Origin of the sequence: Pseudomonas sp. G(2018) (assembly GCF_005502415.1) — a bacterium.
Lineage (GTDB): Bacteria > Pseudomonadota > Gammaproteobacteria > Pseudomonadales > Pseudomonadaceae > Aquipseudomonas.
This window is the reverse complement of record NZ_SCOO01000009.1, coordinates 96,077-109,997: the sequence shown is the minus strand read 5'-3', so window position 1 is coordinate 109,997 and position 13,921 is coordinate 96,077. Positions and strand designations below refer to the sequence as shown.

The window sequence follows — 13,921 nt, the reverse complement described above, 5'->3', positions numbered from 1 at the left end:
CTCGCGAAGGCGGTGTGTCAGACACATCATTGTTGACTGCACGAACGCATTCGCGAGCAAGCCCGCTCCCACAGGTTCAGCGGATTACTTGGGATAAAGCGGCGGCAGCCCGCTGTCACCCACCGGGTCCTGAACCCGTTCGGCCGTCGGGATCGTGCGGATAGCCCGCCACAGCTCCTCACCCTGCCAGTGCTGGCCGGTTTCGCTGTACAGCGCGCCGTTCAAGCCGTCGAGGGCGTCGGACAGCGGTACGAAGCGGGCAGCCATGTCTGCCAGGGTTTCCGGTTGCTGCCGGGCCCAGGCGTCGAGGGCCTGGCGAGTGGCGTGGGAGTCGTTGGCCTGGCAGGCGCGCTTGAGGTCGTCGAGCACGGTGCGCGGGCTTGGGCCGGTTTGCGCGGCGCGCAGGATTGCCGGTTGCCAGCGCGCGCGCCACCACAGGCCGAAGCCCAGCAGGGTGGTGCACGCGAAGATCAGGGTGCTGAGTTTCCAGCGCCACAGGGTTTCGCTGTTGGCCGTCGCGTTGAGTGGCGAGGTGCCGGCCGGTGTGTCGATCATCAGGTTCGGATTGGTTGCTACCTGCAGGGTTCTGGCCGGCAGGCTGCTGTGTTCCAGGTGATCTTCGAAGGTGTTCCACCAGACCACTTCAACCGACGGCAACTCGATTGAACCGCTACGGGCTGGCACCAGGGCTTCGCGGTCTTCGCGACTGCCGACCAGACCGCGCTCGCTGTTCTGGTTACCCAGCACCGGTTGGTCCGGATAGCGGCGCAAGCCGCCGACCTCGGTGCCGGGCAACGGTGGCAGTTGCGTACTGGCCAGGCCTTCGGCTTTTACCGTCAGACTGCGGGTCAGCGAATCGCCGACCTGAACGTGTTCCGGCTCCGGGTTCCAGGTCTCGCTCAAGGTCAGGCTGCGTGCCGGCAACCAGGGCAAGTCGGCGGGGTAGGTGATGGGTTTGGCCTTGACCGTCAGCAGCATTTCCTTGGAGCTGATGCGCATCAGTTTGCCGGACTTCGGCGCCTGCGATCCTGCGTCCTGGACCGGATGCGCGTCCACCAGCGCGGCATTGAAAATCTGCCCGGGAATGATCAGTTCACCGCTGTGCTGCGGGTAGATCGCGTAGCGCATTTCAATGACGCCATGGCGCACGCCGTTGATGTCTTTTTCGTAGGTGCGCGATTCACCCAGCTGTTCGATACGCGCATCGGGAATCTGCGGTGGCGGCAAGCTGCTGTCGTCATACAGCGACACCGAATGGTAGATGCGCAAGGTCAGGATCGCCTGGGCCTGCACATACACGCTGGTTTGATCGAGGCTGGCATCGATGAACACCGGGGCCAGTTTGTTCGAGGTTTCCTGGGTTTCGCTCTCGACCACTTGCACGGTGATCGGCTGGCTCTGGATTTCGCCCAGTTTCAGCGCAGGAATCACCACGCTGCCGTTTTGCAGCGGCAGCAGGGTGACGATCCAGCGGGTGGTGGCGCGGTTGTCGCCGCCGAGGGTATTCAACTGGTTGACCTGACGGGTGCCACGCACTTCGAACAGCGGTTCCAACGGCGTCAGGTCCGGCTTGCCGAACTGGGTCACGTCGTTGGATTCCAGGGTCAGCTCGATCGTCTCGCCGGAGTTCAGACGCGTGCGATCGACACTGGCGACCAGCTCGGCTGCCTGGGCCTGAACGGTCCACAACACAAAGGCGAACATGAAAGCGGTGAAGCGGGTCATCGGGTTTTTTCCTGATCCTGATGTTGTTGCTGTTCGTACCAGAATTTGCGTCTGAGCAGTTCCCCCGGGTCATCCGGGATCTGCCGCAGCCATTGCTCCAGCGCCTGCTGCTGTTCGCCCTCGATGCTGTCGCTGGCGGGGCGCATGGGCGGCGTGGTCTGTTGTTCGTCTCCCAGCTCGCTGCCCGGGACTTCGTTGGTGCCTGGTTTGGGCGGCCTCGTGGGCGATTGGTCGTCATCGGAACCGGTCTGTTGGTCAGCGCTCTTCGGCTCGCCAGTACTCTGCGCCTGGGCGGCAGCGCCGGGTGGCGGTTCCTGAGGCTGCGCCTGGGGTTCTTCGCTGGCGGTTTTATCCGGTTCGGCGGCGGGCGGGTTGGCTTTCAGCTTGAGCAGACTTTCCACCAATGCCTTGTTGGTCAGGGCCGGACGCAAGTCCGGCTGACGCTCGAGTGCCTGATCATACGCATCCAGCGCGGCCTCCAGTTCACCGCTTTTGGCCAGGGCGTTGCCTCGATTGTAGTGGGCGTGGGCATCGTTGCCCTCGGCGAACCGCTGGGCGGCGCCGCTGTAATCGCCGGCCTCATAGAGCGCGACGCCTTGCCACTGATGATTTTCGAAGTGTTCGGCGGCCTCGGCCGGGCGTTTCTGCTTGAGCAGGTGCAGGCCTCGCTGGTCGGGACGCAGCCACAGGTCCTGGAAGTCGAAGGCATGGCTCGATTGTGGCAGCACCAGCAACAGCGGCAGGCAAAACAACCAGCCGCGACGACCGGCGCAGGCGGTCAGTAACAATAATGGCAGCAGCAACCAGTAACCTTGATCGGCCCAGGCATCCAGGCGCAGGGTCTGGCCGTCGTCGCGCAGGTTGCGTGGGCCGTCGAGCAGACCCAGTGCGCGCAGGTCGGAGTCGCTCAGGCGCGCGTGGCGATAGCGTCCGTCCAGATCATTGGCGAAGGCTTTCAGGCCAGGGTCGTCCAGATGCGGCACCAGAATCGCACCCTGTTCGTCCTTCATGAAGCTGCCGTCCTCCTGGGTGATCGGTGCACCTTCGGCAGTGCCGATGCCCAGCATCAGGAACTGGGTGGATTTGCCGCTCAGTGCACGACGGATGCCCAGGCGTTCCTGTTCTGTCAGGGTCGAGCCGATCAGCAGGATCCGGCCGTCGCCCAGGGCGCCTTGCTCCAGTAAGGTCAGGGCCTTGGTCACCGCCAGGTCGGCGCGATGACCGGCCTCGGGCATCAATGACGGCTTGAGGGCATCCAGCAGATTGCGGCTGGTGGACAGGTCGTCCGACAGCGGCACTAGCGTGTGCGCACTGCCGGCGTAGACCACGATGGCGGTCTGCGCGTCGCTGCGGTTTTGCAGCAGGTCCAGGAGCTTGCGCCGGGCCTGCTCCAGGCGGTTGGGCTGAACGTCGGTGGCGAGCATTTCCGGGGTCAGCTCAAGGATCACCACTAAGGGGTCGGCAGGTTTCTGGCTGATCTGCTCGACACGTTCCCAGCCCGGCCCCAGCAGCGCGAGTACCGTCAGCAGCCACGCCACACCGAGGGCCACCCAAGGCAGTTTGCTGTTGCGCCCGCTGCCGCCGCTGAGCAACGCCGCATGAAAGGCCGGCGGCAGAATCATCTGCCAGCGCCCGGCGCGTTTCTGTCGATGCCAGAGTTGCCACAGCAGCCAGCCGAGCGGGGGCAACAACAGCAGCCACCAGGGGCGGAACCAGTAAGGCCAGAGCGCGCTCATCGGCGCCTCCGCAGGCGCAGGCGCTTGAGGCGCTGGCGCCATTCAGGCAGTTGCGTTTGCAAAAACAGGTCCTTGGTAAACAGGCGTTGCAGCGGATTGTCCGGCCAGAGTTCGCGGACCACCAGCAGCATGCTCAGTAACAGCGCTATCGCCAGTGGCCAGTGATACAGCGCCTGGGCGGGGCGGGCCTGGGTCGGTTGCTGGCTCACGGGTTCCAGCTGGTCGAGGGTGTTTTTGATCGCCAGCAACTCCTTGGCGTCCCGCGCCCGAAAGTAGCGTCCGCCGGTCGCCTGCGCGATTGCCGTCAGAGAAGGCTCATCAATGTCCAGACTCGGATTGATACCGAGGAAACCCAGGGAGCCGCTTTCTTCCGGATCGGCGCCGATGCCGATCGGGTAGATTTTTACCCCTTCCTTGGCCGCCAGGCGTGCGGCGGTCAGCGGGTCGATTTCACCGCCGTTGTTGGCGCCGTCCGTCACCAGAATCAGCACGCGGCTTTGTGCCGGGCGTTGCCGCAGGCGCTTGAGGCCCAAACCGATGGCGTCACCAATGGCGGTGTTCTTGCCGGCGATGCCGATGCGTGCTTCGTCGAGCCAGACGCGCACGGTATGCCGGTCGAAGGTCAGCGGCGCTTGCAGGTAGGCCCGGCTGCCGAACAGGATCAGACCGACCCTGTCACCCTCGCGGCTTTCGAGGAAATCGCCGAGCAGGTGCTTGACCAGCGTCAGACGGCTGACCTCTTCGTCCTGCCACTGCATATCGGGGAAGTCCATGGAGCCTGAAACGTCCACCGCCACCAGCAGATCACGGCCGCTGGCGGCGATGGGCAGCGGTTCGCCGAGCCACTGCGGGCGCGCGGCGGCGGTCAGCAGCATCAACCACAGCAGCAGGAACGGCGCCTGTTGGCGCCACGCCGGCAGGTTGGCGCGGGCGCGGCGCCGGGCCAGGCCTTCGAGGTCACTGAGGAAGCTGACCTTGAGCGCCGGTTCGCCGCTGTCGGCCACCGGCAGCACCAGACGCATCAGCCACGGTAACGGCAGCAGGGCGAAAATCCACGGCCAGGCGAACTCAAACATGTTTGCGAATCCAGGTATCGACAGCCTGGGTCAGCCCGGCGATGGCTTTGTCGTCGAGTTTGCACTCGGGTTTGTAGGCGCCTTCGACCAGCACCATCCAGCGGGTCAGCCCGGCCGCCGGGCAGCGGTTGTCGAGGAAGGCCAGCCATTTTCGGCCGTTGAGGGTGTGGCTCTGGCTGTAGGGGTAATGGTTGCGACACAGACGCTTGAGCAGCCCGTTGAGTTGCTGCAGCCAGGCACCGGCGGGGGCGCCGTCGTACGGCTTGGGCATCAGCGCCAGCTCCGCCAGCGCGGCGAGGCGTACCGGATCCAGCGGTTGTTCGGCGCGCACGATGCGGCGTTTTTGCGGAATGAAGCGCCGCAGTTTCCACAGACCGAAGCCGATGGCGGGCAGCAGCAACAGCAATAACCACCAGCCCGGCGCAGGCGGCCAGAAGGCGATTGGAGGCGGGGAAATCAACGGTTGCAGTTGATCCAGACCGTTCATCGACCTTTCCCCGAATTCTGAGGGTTCAGGTACTCGCGCAGTTGTTCGACCATTTCGCTCTGGGTACTCAATGGCATCAACAACACCCGTAGCTTTTGCGCAAGCAACTCCCAGCGGGCAATGCGTGTTTCGGCCTGAGCGCGGTAGGTCTGGCGCAGTTCGAAATTCAGCGTGTCGAGTTCCAGCTGCGCGCCGCGCTCGGCAAAGCGCAGCAAACCGGCGGCGGGCAATGCGTGATCCAGCGGATCGGACAGCGGCAACAGCAACAGGTCGCAATGGCGCGACAGCAGGCTCAGTTGCTGCTCGGCGCTCTCGGTCAACGCGCGTTCGTCGCAAATCACGATGACCAGGCTGCCTGGACGCAACACTTCACGGGCGCGACGCAGGGCAATGCCGAAGGCATCGCGGTCCGGTTCGCTTTCGGTGTGCAACGACTGATTGACCCGCACCAGGCGGTTGAGCAATTGCAACAGGCTCTGTTTGCTGCGTCGCGGTTTGATTTCGTAGTGCTCGTTGTCACCAAACACCAGCCCGCCGACCCGATCGTTATGCCCCAGCGCAGCCCAGCCGATCAGGCTCGCGGCCTGGGCGGCGAGTACTGACTTGAACATCAGCCCCGAACCGAAAAACAGGCGACGGCTTTGCTCGACCATGATGAAGATCGGCCGTTCGCGTTCCTCGTGGAAGAGTTTGGTGTGCGGCTCCTGGGTCCGCGCGGTGACGCGCCAGTCGATGGTCCGCACGTCATCGCCGGCCTGATAGACCCGCACCTGATCGAAGTCCACGCCACGCCCGCGCAGCTTGGAGTGGTGCAGGCCGATCAACGGGCTGCGCTGGCTTGGCGTAGAGAACAGCTGCACTTCGCGTACGCGATGACGCATCTCGATCAGCTCGGCGAGCGTGATGCGGATACCCGGTTGGGGCGGCGGGAAGACGTTCATCGGGGTCAAGCGACAGCTACAACGTCGAGAATCCGCTGGACCACGCGGTCCTGGTCGATGCCGGCGGCTTCGGCTTCAAAGGAAAGAATGATGCGGTGGCGCAACACATCGAACAGCACCGCCTGAATATCCTCCGGGCTGACGAAATCGCGCCCGGCGAGCCAGGCGTGGGCCCGGGCGCAACGGTCCAGGGCAATCGAGCCGCGAGGGCTGGCGCCGTAGGCGATCCACTCGGCCATCTCCGGGTCGAATTTGGCCGGGGTGCGCGTGGCCATGACCAGTTGCACCAGGTATTCCTCCACGGCATCGGCCATGTACAGGCCGAGGATTTCCTTGCGCGCGGCAAAAATCGCCTGCTGGCTGACCCGGCGCTCGGGCTTGGTCTCGCCGTTGAGGGCTTCGCCACGGGCCTGTTGCAGGATGCGGCGTTCAACGGCGGCGTCCGGGAAGCCGATTTTCACATGCATCAGGAAACGGTCGAGCTGGGCTTCGGGCAGCGGATAAGTACCTTCCTGCTCGATGGGGTTTTGCGTGGCCATCACCAGAAACAGCGGCGACAGCTCATAAGTGCTGCGCCCGACACTGACCTGGCGTTCGGCCATGGCTTCGAGCAACGCCGATTGAACCTTGGCCGGGGCCCGGTTGATTTCGTCGGCCAGTACCAGGTTATGGAAAATCGGGCCTTGCTGGAACACGAAGCTGCCGGTTTCCGGGCGATAGATTTCCGTGCCGGTGATATCGGCAGGCAACAGGTCGGGGGTGAACTGGATACGGTGGAACTGGGCTTCGATGCCTTCGGCAAGTTCTTTGATGGCCTTGGTCTTGGCCAGGCCGGGAGCGCCCTCGACCAGCATATGGCCATCAGCAAGCAGGGCGATGAGCAAGCGCTCGATGAGTTTTTCCTGGCCGAGAATCTGCGTTGAAAGAAAGGTTCGCAGCGCGAGCAGCGCTTCACGATGTTCCATCGATGACTGTTCCTGGAAAGGGTGACCGAAGACGTTCGTATAACGCCAGGGCTGGGGGCGATACTTTAATCCATCGCGGGGGGCGGCGACTAACGGCATTTTGAGCAAAGTACGGGAAATGGTTGGCGAAAATGTCGGAAGTTTGTACGGGTGGGAGAGCAGCGTCGTGTTTTCGGACCTCTTCGCGAGCAGGCTCGCTCCCACAGGTGGCCGGGTTCTTTCGCAAAGGACGCGATCAATTGTGGGAGCGAGCCTGCTCGCGAAGAGGCCGGTACAGCTGCTGAATGCTAGAGCTGACTGATGTAGGTTCCGGTCCCCTTGAGGATGTTCTGCAATGTCTCTTCCACCTCAGGCAGATCGCTGGCATCAGTGCTATGGGTGATCTCCAGCACATCATCCCCATTCAACGCATCCGCATCCGCCGCAGCGATTTCGATCAACAAACGGGTAGGGCTCAGCGTGACTTTCACACCGTCCAGGGTAGAGGGTTCGCCGTCCAGAGTGATTTCCAGTTCATCCTCGTCCGGGTAACGGCTCATCAGGAACATTTCGCCCTTGTCGCTGTGGCAGCAGAGCATGGCCATGTTGTCTTCTTCGTCGTCGCACGGGTTGACGATCAAGAGGGCGGTGGTCATTTGCATGGGTAATTCCTGGCTCGACGAGCGTAATGAAGGCGAACAAAAGGCGATTCTGCCAGCCCCGGCGAATTTCTGCTCGCCCGAGTGTCGAAGGGCGTGATGTGGACGGTCAATGTGTTGCTGGTCATTTCTGGTACGTATGTGCCGCAAAAAACCGACAGAAAGCCGCCATTTTCCTGCGCGACTGCTAGTGTTGTGCGATGCACCGCCACCAAGCTGCATACCGTTGACCGAATATGTCGCAGCATCGCAAGCACGGGCCTTGCCGCACTCGTTAAGCTGCGCAACGGATGAGCACCTGTAAAGGCATTGCGCTGCCCGCAGCCCAGTCGTTTTTGCAGATGCCCATTCATGGAAGGTGAATGTGACCCGAGTGTCTCGTCCAGCTTCACCCACCTGTCGCCCTGTTTCCTCTGCCCGAGAATCAGGAACAGGGTGACGGGTAGCCCCGAAAAGGGGTTTTGCACGCGACGCTTCCATCAATAACAAGCCCAAGCGGAGTACCACAGATGGCGTTCTTCACCGCAGCCAGCAAAGCCGACTTCCAGCACCAACTGCAAGCGGCACTGGCGCAGCACATCAGTGAACAGGCACTGCCACAAGTGGCGCTGTTCGCTGAACAATTCTTCGGCATCATTTCCCTGGACGAACTGACTCAACGCCGGTTGTCCGACCTCGCTGGCTGTACCCTTTCTGCGTGGCGCCTGCTTGAGCGCTTCGATCACGCGCAACCGCAAGTGCGCGTCTTCAACCCCGATTACGAACGTCACGGCTGGCAGTCGACCCACACCGCGGTCGAAGTGCTGCACCACGACCTGCCATTCCTGGTGGATTCGGTGCGTACCGAGTTGAACCGCCGTGGCTACAGCATCCATACCCTGCAAACCACCGTGCTGAGCGTACGTCGTGGCAGCAAGGGCGAGTTGCTGGAAATACTGCCCAAAGGCACCCAGGGCGACGACGTTCTGCACGAATCCTTGATGTACCTGGAAATCGACCGTTGCGCCAACACCGCCGAACTGAACGTCCTGACCAAAGAGCTGGAGCAGGTACTCGGTGAAGTGCGCGTTGCGGTCACTGATTTCGAACCGATGAAAGCCAAGGTCCAGGAAATCCTGACCAAGCTGGACAATAGCCGGTTCGCAGTCGATGCCGACGAAAAGAGCGAAATCAAGAGCTTCCTGGAATGGCTGGTGGGCAACCACTTCACCTTCCTCGGCTACGAAGAGTTCGTGGTCACCGACCAGCCTGATGGCGGTCACATCGAATACGACCAGAACTCGTTCCTTGGCCTGACCAAACTGCTGCGTACCGGCCTGACCTACGATGACCGTCGCATCGAAGACTATGCGGTGAACTACCTGCGCGAACCGACCCTGTTGTCGTTCGCCAAAGCCGCGCACCCGAGCCGTGTACACCGTCCGGCTTATCCTGACTACGTGTCGATCCGTGAAATCGACGCCAACGGCAAGGTCATCAAGGAATGCCGCTTCATGGGCCTGTACACCTCGTCGGTGTACGGCGAGAGCGTGCGCACCATTCCATATATCCGCCACAAGGTCGCGGAAATCGAAAACCGTTCCGGCTTCCAGGCCAAGGCTCACTTGGGCAAGGAACTGGCGCAGGTACTCGAAGTACTGCCGCGCGACGATCTGTTCCAGACTCCGGTGGATGAGCTGTTCAGCACCGTGATGTCGATCGTGCAGATCCAGGAGCGCAACAAGATCCGTGTGTTCCTGCGCAAGGATCCGTACGGCCGTTTCTGCTACTGCCTGGCCTATGTGCCGCGTGATATCTACTCCACCGAAGTGCGCCAGAAGATCCAGCAGGTGCTGATGGATCGCCTGAAAGCCTCGGATTGCGAGTTCTGGACCTTCTTCTCCGAGTCCGTGCTGGCACGCGTGCAGCTGATCCTGCGCGTCGATCCGAAAAACCGCATCGAGATCGACCCGCAGCAACTGGAAAACGAAGTGATCCAGGCCTGCCGCAGCTGGCAGGACGACTACGCTGCCCTGACCGTCGAAAGCTTCGGCGAAGCCCAGGGCACCAACGTGCTGGCCGACTTCCCGAAAGGCTTCCCGGCCGGTTACCGCGAGCGTTTCGCAGCGCATTCGGCTGTGGTCGACATGCAACACCTGCTGAACCTGAGCGACAAAAACCCGCTGGTGATGAGCTTCTATCAGCCGCTGGGCCAGGTCTCCGGTCAGCGCCAGCTGCATTGCAAGCTGTACCACGCCGACACCCCGCTGGCGCTGTCCGACGTGCTGCCGATCCTGGAAAACCTCGGCCTGCGCGTGCTGGGCGAGTTCCCGTATCGCCTGCGTCACAACAGCGGCCGCGAGTTCTGGATTCACGATTTCGCGTTCACCGCTGCCGAAGGCCTGGAGCTGGACATCCAGCAGCTCAACGACACCCTGCAGGACGCGTTCGTCCACATCGTCCGTGGCGACGCCGAGAACGATGCGTTCAACCGCCTGGTATTGACCGCCGGCCTGCCATGGCGCGATGTGGCACTGCTGCGTGCCTACGCCCGTTACCTGAAGCAGATCCGTCTGGGCTTCGACCTGGGCTACATCGCCAGCACCCTGAACAACCACACCGACATCGCCCGCGAGTTGACCCGGTTGTTCAAGACCCGTTTCTACCTGGCGCGCAAGCTCGGCAGCGATGATCTGGAAGACAAGCAACAGCGCCTGGAACACGCGATCCTCAGCGCACTGGACGACGTCCAGGTACTCAACGAAGACCGCATCCTGCGTCGCTACCTGGACCTGATCAAGGCCACCCTGCGGACCAACTTCTACCAGACCGATGCGCACGGTCAGAACAAGTCCTACTTCAGCTTCAAGTTCAACCCGCACCTGATTCCTGAACTGCCCAAACCTGTTCCGAAGTTCGAAATCTTCGTTTACTCGCCACGCGTTGAAGGCGTACACCTGCGCTTTGGCAACGTCGCTCGCGGTGGCCTGCGCTGGTCTGACCGTGAAGAAGACTTCCGTACCGAAGTCCTGGGCCTGGTAAAAGCCCAGCAAGTGAAGAACTCGGTGATCGTGCCGGTGGGCGCGAAGGGCGGTTTCCTGCCGCGTCGCCTGCCGTTGGGCGGCAGCCGTGACGAGATCGCGGCCGAGGGTATTGCCTGCTACCGCATCTTCATTTCCGGCCTGCTGGACATCACCGACAACCTGAAGGACGGCGCTCTGGTGCCACCGGCCAACGTCGTGCGTCATGACGACGATGACCCGTACCTGGTAGTGGCAGCGGACAAGGGCACTGCTACCTTCTCCGACATCGCCAACGGCATCGCCATCGATTACGGTTTCTGGCTGGGTGACGCGTTCGCATCCGGTGGTTCGGCCGGTTACGACCACAAGAAAATGGGCATCACCGCCAAGGGCGCGTGGGTTGGCGTACAGCGCCATTTCCGCGAGCGTGGCATCAATGTCCAGGAAGACAGCATCACTGTGGTGGGCGTCGGCGACATGGCCGGTGACGTGTTCGGTAACGGGTTGTTGATGTCCGACAAGCTGCAACTGGTCGCGGCATTCAACCACATGCACATCTTCATCGACCCGAGTCCGGATCCGGCGACCAGCTTCGCCGAGCGTCAGCGCATGTTCGACCTGCCGCGTTCGGCGTGGTCGGATTACGACACCAGCATTATGTCCGAAGGCGGCGGTATTTTCTCCCGCAGCGCGAAGAGCATCGCGATTTCCCCGCAGATGCAAGAGCGCTTCGACATCAAGGCCGACAAGCTGACCCCGACCGAACTGCTCAATGCCTTGCTCAAGGCACCGGTTGATCTGTTGTGGAACGGCGGTATCGGTACTTACGTGAAAGCCAGCAGCGAAAGCCACGCCGATGTCGGCGACAAGGCCAACGATGCACTGCGCGTGAACGGCAACGAGCTGCGCTGCAAAGTCGTGGGCGAGGGCGGTAACCTCGGCATGACCCAGCTGGGTCGTGTCGAGTTCGGCCTCAATGGCGGCGGTTCCAACACCGACTTCATCGACAACGCCGGTGGCGTGGACTGCTCCGACCACGAAGTGAACATCAAGATCCTGCTGAACGAAGTGGTTCAGGCCGGCGACATGACCGCCAAGCAACGCAACGAGTTGCTGGCAAGCATGACCGACGAAGTCGGTGGCCTGGTGCTGGGCAACAACTACAAGCAGACCCAGGCCCTGTCCCTGGCGGCTCGTCGTGCCCTGCCACGAATCGCTGAATACAAGCGTCTGATGAACGATCTGGAAGGCCGCGGCAAGCTGGATCGCGCCATCGAGTTCCTGCCGGCTGAAGACGCGATCAACGAGCGCGTCGCTGAAGGCCATGGCCTGACGCGTCCCGAGCTGTCGGTACTGATCTCCTACAGCAAGATCGACCTCAAGGAGCAGCTGCTGGGCTCCCTGGTGCCGGACGACGACTACCTGACCCGCGACATGGAAACCGCTTTCCCGCCGAGCCTGGTGAGCAAGTTCTCCGAAGCGATGCGCCGTCACCGCCTGAAGCGCGAAATCGTCAGCACCCAGATCGCCAACGACCTGGTCAACCACATGGGCATCACCTTCGTTCAGCGACTCAAGGAGTCCACCGGCATGAGCCCGGCGAACGTGGCCGGTGCCTACGTGATCGTGCGCGACATTTTCCATCTCCCGCACTGGTTCCGTCAGATTGAAAACCTGGACTACAAGGTTTCCGCCGACGTGCAACTGGAGCTGATGGACGAGCTGATGCGCCTGGGCCGTCGCGCTACGCGCTGGTTCCTGCGTGCCCGTCGCAACGAGCAGAATGCTGCCCGTGACGTCGCGCACTTCGGTCCGCATCTGGCGGCGTTGGGCCTCAAGCTCGACGAACTGCTCAGTGGCGAAATCCGTGAAACCTGGCAGACCCGTTATCAGGCCTACGTCGCAGCCGGTGTGCCGGAGTTGCTGGCGCGCATGGTGGCTGGCACCACGCACCTGTACACCCTGCTGCCGATCATCGAGGCCTCCGACGTGACCGGCCAGGACCCTGCGGACGTGGCCAAGGCGTACTTCGCCGTGGGCAGTGCGCTGGACATCACCTGGTACCTGCAACAGATCAGCGCACTGCCGGTTGAAAACAACTGGCAAGCCCTGGCCCGTGAAGCGTTCCGCGATGACGTCGACTGGCAGCAACGCGCGATCACCATCTCGGTCCTGCAACAGGGCGATGGCAGCCAGGATGTGGAAACACGTCTGACGCAGTGGATGGCCCAGCACGAAAGCACGATCGAACGCTGGCGTGCCATGCTGGTGGAGATCCGTGCCGCCAGCGGTACGGACTACGCCATGTACGCGGTGGCCAACCGTGAGTTGCTGGACGTGGCGTTGAGCGGTCAAGCGCCGACAGTGCCGCCTGCTACTGTCTCGGCCAATGCCGAACTGGAGCCGGCTGCCTGATAGGCTGTTGAATGAAAAAACCCGCATTGAGAGATGCGGGTTTTTTTTGCCTGATGCCTTAGTGTTGGCTATTCGGCCCTCATCACGGGCTTGCCCGAGTTGGGGCCAAAATTAAATCAATACAACTTCATGCCTGTTTTATTATCGTTCATCGACACTTTATCTGTCGGCCTGGTCAATAAATTACTGAGCGACTGGTCAAACTTTTGTAGCGCTCTTGTTTGCACATTCTGTTGTTCATTTATATCCGCAACAATTTCTTCACTGCGCTTGTAGTCTGCCCACACCGGGCTGAGTGCTTTGGCGTCATGCCCTTGTGCAGTGGCAATATAGTTAAGATTGTGGTCGTAGAAGTGCGCACGGACATCCGCTTCAATATCGGAACTGCGCGAAGTCATGAGTTGACTGCGGCTGTCGACCACCGCGATGACATCCGGTTTCGCGGCCTTGAGGCTTTGCATGTCCGGATACACCGTGACCGATCCGAACTGCCGTTGTAACGAAGCCTTGACCCAATCCACCGCGAGATCGGGATTGGACGTGGCCACGTAGGCGTCGTGGATCGACTGCACCAGCAGGCTCTGGCCGAAACCCGTGCCGGCGTTGGCCTGGTAGTCCTGCAGATAGGCACGGTTGGCCTGGGTGTTGCGGCTGTACACCACGCCCAGGGAGACATGGCTGCCATTGGGAACGCTGGTTGCACTGCTGCGACCCACCGGTTCGGTGAAGATGCCGTCCAGGGAAGAAACCGCGGACGGTGCAGTGGGAATCGAACAGCCGGTTAACAGAGCCGTTATCGTCAACGTACTGACAAGTGCAAGTTTCATGGTGTTTCTCCAGTGAAACAACATCAGTCGGAAAGTTATCTGGCCGGAAACAACCGGCGGTGCATCCAGACTAAACCGGGATGGGCACAATGAAATAGCCAATATCAGT

The 13,921-nt window shown here is 61.7% G+C and carries 10 protein-coding genes; 1 reads left to right on the top strand and 9 read right to left on the bottom strand.

The features are described from left to right. Positions 1–84 precede the first annotated feature (84 nt). The 8 genes from FFS64_RS11985 to FFS64_RS11945 all read right to left on the bottom strand — a co-directional run bounded on the left by FFS64_RS11985 (position 85) and on the right by FFS64_RS11945 (position 8,035). Positions 85–1,725, bottom strand: a complete 1,641-nt coding sequence (locus tag FFS64_RS11985; protein WP_137805556.1) for a BatD family protein — start codon at positions 1,723–1,725, stop codon at positions 85–87. Then, a complete protein-coding gene (locus tag FFS64_RS11980; protein WP_137805555.1) occupies positions 1,722–3,461 on the bottom strand; it encodes a tetratricopeptide repeat protein in 1,740 nt (579 codons plus the stop codon). Before FFS64_RS11980 ends, FFS64_RS11985 begins: the two co-directional genes overlap by 4 nt. After that, entirely contained in the window at positions 3,458–4,537 is a 1,080-nt protein-coding gene (locus FFS64_RS11975; RefSeq protein ID WP_137805554.1) for a VWA domain-containing protein, read from the bottom strand. The genes FFS64_RS11980 and FFS64_RS11975 overlap by 4 nt, the downstream gene beginning before the upstream one ends. Beyond that, the gene (locus FFS64_RS11970; protein WP_137805553.1) at positions 4,530–5,024 is read right to left on the bottom strand and encodes a DUF4381 domain-containing protein; all 495 of its coding nucleotides are present in this window, start codon (positions 5,022–5,024) and stop codon (positions 4,530–4,532) included. The genes FFS64_RS11975 and FFS64_RS11970 overlap by 8 nt, the downstream gene beginning before the upstream one ends. Continuing rightward, a complete protein-coding gene (locus FFS64_RS11965) occupies positions 5,021–5,965 on the bottom strand; it encodes a DUF58 domain-containing protein (RefSeq protein WP_137805552.1) in 945 nt (314 codons plus the stop codon). Before FFS64_RS11965 ends, FFS64_RS11970 begins: the two co-directional genes overlap by 4 nt. Positions 5,966–5,970: 5 nt before the next feature. Next, the gene (locus FFS64_RS11960) at positions 5,971–6,930 is read right to left on the bottom strand and encodes a MoxR family ATPase (RefSeq protein ID WP_003218556.1); all 960 of its coding nucleotides are present in this window, start codon (positions 6,928–6,930) and stop codon (positions 5,971–5,973) included. Positions 6,931–7,217: 287 nt separating this feature from the next. Beyond that, complete coding sequence (locus FFS64_RS11950; RefSeq protein ID WP_137805550.1) at positions 7,218–7,571, bottom strand: hypothetical protein; 354 nt, start codon at positions 7,569–7,571, stop codon at positions 7,218–7,220. Continuing rightward, the gene (locus tag FFS64_RS11945) at positions 7,562–8,035 is read right to left on the bottom strand and encodes a hypothetical protein (protein ID WP_137805549.1); all 474 of its coding nucleotides are present in this window, start codon (positions 8,033–8,035) and stop codon (positions 7,562–7,564) included. The genes FFS64_RS11950 and FFS64_RS11945 overlap by 10 nt, the downstream gene beginning before the upstream one ends. A gap of 42 nt (positions 8,036–8,077) precedes the next feature. On the opposite strand from FFS64_RS11945, the gene FFS64_RS11940 reads away from it, so the two are divergent. Beyond that, complete coding sequence (locus tag FFS64_RS11940; protein WP_137805548.1) at positions 8,078–12,985, top strand: NAD-glutamate dehydrogenase; 4,908 nt, start codon at positions 8,078–8,080, stop codon at positions 12,983–12,985. Between the two features lie 116 nt (positions 12,986–13,101). Here FFS64_RS11940 and FFS64_RS11935 read toward each other — a convergent pair whose 3' ends face one another. Further along, complete coding sequence (locus FFS64_RS11935) at positions 13,102–13,812, bottom strand: ATPase (RefSeq protein ID WP_137805547.1); 711 nt, start codon at positions 13,810–13,812, stop codon at positions 13,102–13,104. Between the last annotated feature and the right edge of the window lie 109 nt (positions 13,813–13,921).

Coding starts and splice junctions, on each gene's coding strand:
- FFS64_RS11965 (WP_137805552.1), bottom strand. CDS start 5,965: ATGAACGTCTTCCCGCCGCCCCAACCGGGTATCCGCATCACGCTCGCC.
- FFS64_RS11975 (WP_137805554.1), bottom strand. CDS start 4,537: ATGTTTGAGTTCGCCTGGCCGTGGATTTTCGCCCTGCTGCCGTTACCG.
- FFS64_RS11960 (WP_003218556.1), bottom strand. CDS start 6,930: ATGGAACATCGTGAAGCGCTGCTCGCGCTGCGAACCTTTCTTTCAACG.
- FFS64_RS11980 (WP_137805555.1), bottom strand. CDS start 3,461: ATGAGCGCGCTCTGGCCTTACTGGTTCCGCCCCTGGTGGCTGCTGTTG.
- FFS64_RS11970 (WP_137805553.1), bottom strand. CDS start 5,024: ATGAACGGTCTGGATCAACTGCAACCGTTGATTTCCCCGCCTCCAATC.
- FFS64_RS11935 (WP_137805547.1), bottom strand. CDS start 13,812: ATGAAACTTGCACTTGTCAGTACGTTGACGATAACGGCTCTGTTAACC.
- FFS64_RS11940 (WP_137805548.1), top strand. CDS start 8,078: ATGGCGTTCTTCACCGCAGCCAGCAAAGCCGACTTCCAGCACCAACTG.
- FFS64_RS11950 (WP_137805550.1), bottom strand. CDS start 7,571: ATGCAAATGACCACCGCCCTCTTGATCGTCAACCCGTGCGACGACGAA.
- FFS64_RS11985 (WP_137805556.1), bottom strand. CDS start 1,725: ATGACCCGCTTCACCGCTTTCATGTTCGCCTTTGTGTTGTGGACCGTT.